This window comes from Allobosea sp. RAF48, assembly GCF_052114025.1.
GTDB lineage: Bacteria > Pseudomonadota > Alphaproteobacteria > Rhizobiales > Beijerinckiaceae > Allobosea.
Genome location: NZ_JBFRDZ010000044.1, coordinates 1 through 432, shown reverse-complemented (window position 1 = coordinate 432; position 432 = coordinate 1). Strand labels below are relative to the sequence as shown.

At 54.9% G+C, this 432-nt stretch carries 1 protein-coding gene; it reads left to right on the top strand.

The genetic code is table 11. From position 1 onward, the window contains the following. On the top strand, positions 1-432 hold a 432-nt coding region (locus AB4Z10_RS29745), incomplete at both ends, for a hypothetical protein (protein WP_441474001.1).

Below are 432 nucleotides of genomic sequence, written 5' to 3'. Positions count from 1 at the left end.
CAGTATGAGCAGGCTGCGGGCAAGGCGAGCCAGCTTGAAGAGCAGCGCGTTCAGCTTGAGGAAGAGCTGCTGGAGCAGCAGCTTGAGAATGAGGAGCTTGTTCAGCGGAATGCTGGAGCTCTCGAGCAGCAACAGCGGGAAGCCGTTGAACTGCTAAACACTCGCTTGGCAGCTGTTGAAGCGGAGTACAAAGAGAAATTGGATGCTGCGGTTCGCGAGCATGAAGAGACGCAGATGAACCTGCAGATTGAGCTGGAACAAGCTGCTGAGGCCGCACTCGCGCAGTTAAATGAACTGCGCGAGCAGACAAAGGCTGAATTGGACGAACAGCGCCTTGCATGGCAATCAGAGCTTGAAAACGAACGGAGAAGCAAGGATAAGGCGCTTGAGGAGCTGCAAGCAAGAAGCAAGGAGCAATTGGAGGAGCAGCAG